The organism is Longimicrobiaceae bacterium (assembly GCA_035696245.1).
Taxonomy (GTDB): Bacteria; Gemmatimonadota; Gemmatimonadetes; order Longimicrobiales; family Longimicrobiaceae; genus DASRQW01.
In genome coordinates, this window is record DASRQW010000443.1 from 1 (window position 1) to 4682 (window position 4682).

Annotated in this window: 4 protein-coding genes; all 4 read right to left on the minus strand. The window is 72.9% G+C overall.

The window, feature by feature from the left end:
* Positions 1 to 104: 104 nt before the first annotated feature.
* The gene (locus VFE05_19970; GenBank protein HET6232363.1) at positions 105 to 416 is read right to left on the minus strand and encodes a hypothetical protein; all 312 of its coding nucleotides are present in this window, start codon (positions 414 to 416) and stop codon (positions 105 to 107) included.
* Positions 417 to 518: 102 nt separating this feature from the next.
* Complete coding sequence (locus VFE05_19975; GenBank protein ID HET6232364.1) at positions 519 to 2909, minus strand: polysaccharide biosynthesis tyrosine autokinase; 2391 nt, start codon at positions 2907 to 2909, stop codon at positions 519 to 521.
* A gap of 5 nt (positions 2910 to 2914) precedes the next feature.
* The gene (locus VFE05_19980; GenBank protein ID HET6232365.1) at positions 2915 to 3523 is read right to left on the minus strand and encodes a polysaccharide biosynthesis/export family protein; all 609 of its coding nucleotides are present in this window, start codon (positions 3521 to 3523) and stop codon (positions 2915 to 2917) included.
* A gap of 75 nt (positions 3524 to 3598) precedes the next feature.
* On the minus strand, positions 3599 to 4682 hold a 1084-nt coding region (locus VFE05_19985; GenBank protein HET6232366.1), incomplete at its 5' end, for a glycosyltransferase family 4 protein.

Genomic DNA, 4682 nt, shown 5'->3' on the forward strand with positions numbered 1-4682 from the left:
CAGGCAGTTTTGGGGGAGGGGCCGGGGGAGGGGGCCCCGCCAAACCATACGGAACCGGGGCGCCCCGCGGAAGCGAGGCGCCCCGGGGGCGGTGCGCGGCCAGTCTAGAACAGCCAGAAGACCAGGATCGCCAGCGGCAGCACCAGGAGCATCAGCCCGAGCAGGATCTGGATGGTGGCGCGGACGGAGTTGAAGGCCGCCTTGCGCCGCTGCGCGCCCCGCAGCGAGCCGCTCCGCTCCAGGTGCACCGAGCCGCCGCGCCAGTGGCAGTCCGGGCACGACCGGTAGCTGAAGTGGTCCAGCAGGATCCACTTGGCGGGTCGCCACCGCGGCGGCGTGCGCACCACCACCGTCCGCTGGTCGCAGCGGGGGCAGTGCTTGCCGAAAGCGGGCAGAGTCCGGGTGCTGGCACTCACGTGGAGCCGTGGAGCAGAGGCGCATGGGCGCCCGCGCGAGCGGGCAGGATTGAGGCGAACCGCCGGCGCCCCCGGTGACGGGGACGCCGGCCCGCCGGGCGGTCAGTCGCTGCCGCCGTAGTAGTCGTAGTAGTAGTAGCCGCCGTACTTGGGCACGTTCGCCTCGGGGTCGTTCAGCACCGCGCCCAGCACCGGCGCGCCCACCTGGAGCAGCTGCTGCACCGCCAGCTGCGCAGCGGCGCGCTCGGTGTGGCCGGAGCGGACCACCAGCAGCACCCCGTCCACCATCGTGCCCAGGATCGCCGCGTCGGCCGCGGCCATGAGCGGCGGCGAGTCGATCAGGATCATGTCGAACGTCTCGCCCAGCGTGGCGAGGGCGTTCCGCATGCGCAGCCCGCCCAGCAGCTCCGACGGGTTGGGCGGCAGCGTGCCCGAGGCCAGCACCGACAGGCCGGGGACGGTGGTGGCGTGCACCGCGTCCGCCGCCGCCGTGTGGCCCAGCACCAGCTGCGTGAGGCCCGGCTCGCGCGCCACGTCGAACACCTTGTGCAGGCGGGCGCGGCGCAGGTCGCAGTCCACCAGCAGCACGCGGATGCCCTGCTGCGCGAACGTCACCGCCAGGTTCGCCGCCGTGGTCGTCTTGCCCTCGCCGGGGCTGGCGCTGGTGACCACGATGGTCTTGAAGGTGCGCGCCGTCTGCGAGAAGATCAGGTTCGTGCGCAGCGTCCGGTACGCCTCGGCGGCCGACGAGTGCGCCTTGGTGATGGTCACCAGCTCGGTATGCTGGTCGGCGTCCGCCCCCGGCTTCACGCGCCGCTTGCGGCGGCCGGTGGTCTTCTCGGAGATGGGCGGCACGACGGCGAGCACGGAGAGGTTGAGCATCGACTCCACCTCGCCCTGCCGGTTGATGAAGGTGTTCAGGTTCTCCATCAGGTACGAGCTGCCGGCGCCCAGCATCAGCCCCACCAGCAGGCCGAAGAGCAGCTTGCGCGTGGGCGCCGTGCCGATGGGGTGCGTGGGCAGCGTGGCGCGGTCCACGATCTCCACCTGGCCCACCTCCACCGCCTCGGAGATGCGGGCCTTCTGCTGCTCCTCGCGCAGCTGGTCGGCCAGCTTGGCGATGGCCTCCAGCCGCTGCACCAGGCGCACCTCCTCGGCCTCCATGGGCGGCAGGCCCTGCAGCTCGGTGCCGTTGCGCTGCCGCAGCGCGTCGAGCGCCGAGATCCGGTCGTCCAGCGCCGAGACGTGCCCCTGGAGCGCGGTGAGCAGCTTGCCGCGCGTGGACGTGATCAGCTGGTCCAGGCGCTGCACGTCGGGGTTCGTGGCCGCGCTGCCGAACGCGCCCGCCGTGAGGCTGTCGCGCGAGGTCTGGTACTGGAGCAGCTTGGCGAAGAGCTGGCTCATCACCGGGTCGCTGGCGATCTCGGGCGACGAGAGCATCGCCTGGAGGCCCTGGTCGCGCTGGGCGCCCGAGCCGCGCAGGCGGTCCAGCAGCCCGCGCGCGATGCGGCGGTCGGTGTCCATCTGCTCGCGCCGCGACTCCAGCTCGGCCAGCGCGGCCTGCTGCCCGGTCAGCTTCTCCTTGGAGCTGTACACCTGCGCCCGGCTGCGGAAGTCGCTGAGCGCCAGCTGCGCCGCGTTGAGCGCCGAGTCGGTGTGCACCAGCTGCGACTCGATGAACACGCGGCGGCGGCGCGACTGCTGCTGGGCGGAGCCGGCGTTGATGTCGCGGAAGGCGTCGATGGCCGCGTTGACCACATCCTGCGCCATCTTCGGGTCCTGCGCCTCGATGCTCACGTCGATGAAGTCGGTCTTCTCGCGCACCGCGGCGTGGACGTTCAGCGTCAGCCATGCGATGGCCGTCTCGCGGGGCACCACCACGATCCTCACCGAGCCCGACCGCTTGACGGGGCGCACCGTGAAGCGCACGCCGTCCAGCTGCACCGGCTGGTCGAAGGCCGCCGTGGCGCTGCGCCCATGGGCCGACACCGTCACGCTCTGGGCCGAGAACGCCAGCGACAGGGTGTCGGACTCGATGTCCGGGTCCACCCACGTATCCTTGAGCATGCCGGCCGAGCCGCGCACGGGCATCACCGAGAGGCGCAGGCCCACCTTGTCCACCACCTGGGCGGCCACCGCGCGGCTGCGCAGAACCTGCACCTGCGAGAGCAGCGGGTCGGTGATGGGCCCGGCGATCTTGGTCGCCGCGTCGTTGCCCAGGCCGCTGGTGAGCGCGCCGCGGTTGTCCACGAAGCGGACGGCGGCGGCGGCGCTGTACGTGGGGGGCGTGGTGTAGACCAGGTACGCCGCCAGGCCCAGGCCGGCGAGCGCGCAGGCGATCACCAGGAACCAGTGGCGCCGGAGCACGGCCACGTAGTCGCGGATCGCGGCCGAGTCCACGCCCCAGCCGGGAACGAAGTCCGGCCCCGAGGCGGGGCCGCCGGGGTCCACGTCGCCCGGAGCGGTCCAGCCGGGCAGCGACTTGTCGGGCATCGGCTTCATTTCCGCAGCAGCGTGATGAGGGTGGCGAGCGCGGCGACCACGCTGGCGGCCGGCACGACGTACTGGCGGAACGTGTCGCCCTTCTGCGGCACCACGATCTGGTCGCCGGAGCGGACCTCCATGAGGGAGACGGCGGTCGAGGGGTGCGCCAGGTCCAGGAGCACCGCCTGCCCGCCGCGGCGCAGCTCCACGCGTCGCAGCTCCGCGCGTTCGGTGGCGCCGCCGGCGACCGCCACGGCCTGGCCGATGGTGGTGCCCAGGCGCATGGGGTACAGGTTGGGCTGCCTCACCTCGCCGCCCACCGCGATGCGGAAGAGCGGCTGCACCACGAACTGCGGGCTCGTTTCGTACCGGGCCAGCAGGGTGCCCACGCGCTGCTGCGCGGTCTCCACCGGCACCCCGGCCACCTTGACCTCGCGGAAGAGCGGGTGCGCCACGCTGCTGTCGGCCTGCACGTCGAAGTCGCCGCTCAGCTCGGGCTTGCGCCACACGGTGATGCGGATCACGTCGCCGGGGCCCAGCTGGGCGGGCGGCTGGGACTGAGCCGACGCACGGGGCGCGAGCGCTCCGAGGGCCAGCAGGGAAAGGCAGAGATACGTTCTCATGGACTCGGATTCGGCACGGACGAGGGGGTCTGCAGGGGCTCCCGGCGAGCTAAGGATGGGAGCCCACGAAAGATACTACACATCGGCGTCGGCCGCCACGTAACCCGCGGGCCGGCGCGGCTCCACGTCCGCCGCGTCGCCGACGCGGCCGGACGGAGTGCTTTCCGAGGAGCCGGCCGATGCGGCGGATCGTACCGGGCCCGACGGCGTGGACACGCTCGCGGCCTCCGGCCGTGCCTCGTCCTCCACCATCCCGCGGAGGAGGCGCTCGACCTCGCGGGCCCAAGCGGCGGTCGCGTGGCGGCGGTCGTAGCGGTCCTCGGCGGCGAGGCGGGCGCGGCGGCCCAGCTCCCCCGCGAGCTGCGGATCGTCACGCAGCGCGAGGATCGCATCCACCAGCCCCTGCGGATCGTCAGGCGAGACGACGAGACCGCAGTCCGCGTCCCGGACGACGGAAGCGACGTCGCTCTCCGGCGCGCCGACGAAGATCAGGGGACGCCCGCTGGCGAGGATGCCGTACGTCTTGCTCGGCACCAGCATCCCCACGACGTCCGGGCTCTCCGTGACCAGCGCGGCACTCGCGGCGGAGAGCGAGAACGTCAGCTCGGCGCGCGGCAGATAGTCCATGAACCGCACGTTGGGGAGCGCGTCGCGCTCGGCCGCCGCGCGGATCTCGCCCAGCTTGGGCCCGCCGCCGATGAAGACGAAGACCACACCGGCATCGTCTCGCAGCCGGCGCATCGCTTCGGACACCGCCTCGAACGTGTGGGCGCGGCCGGCGTTGCCGGAGTAGAGGACCACGAACTTCCCGTCCAGCCCGTGCTCGCGCAGGAACGGGTTGTCCTCCGGTGGAATCGGACGGACGGCGGACGCGTCGGACCAGTTGTGGACGACCGCCGTCCGCTCCGGACGCGCGCCGGCATCCACCATCGCCCGTGCCATCTGCGGCCCCAGCGCGACCACCGCGTCGGCCCCGCGGTTCAGCCGCCGCCCGATCGCGGAGAAGAGCCGGTACGCGAACCCGCTCTCCCGCATCACCCCCAGCTTCCCCGCGAGCTGGGGGTAGAGGTCCTGGACCCAGTACACCGTCCGGAAGCCCCGCATCGCCCCCGCCGCCAGCACGGGGGCGAGGAGCAGCGGCGGGTCCGTCATCGCCACC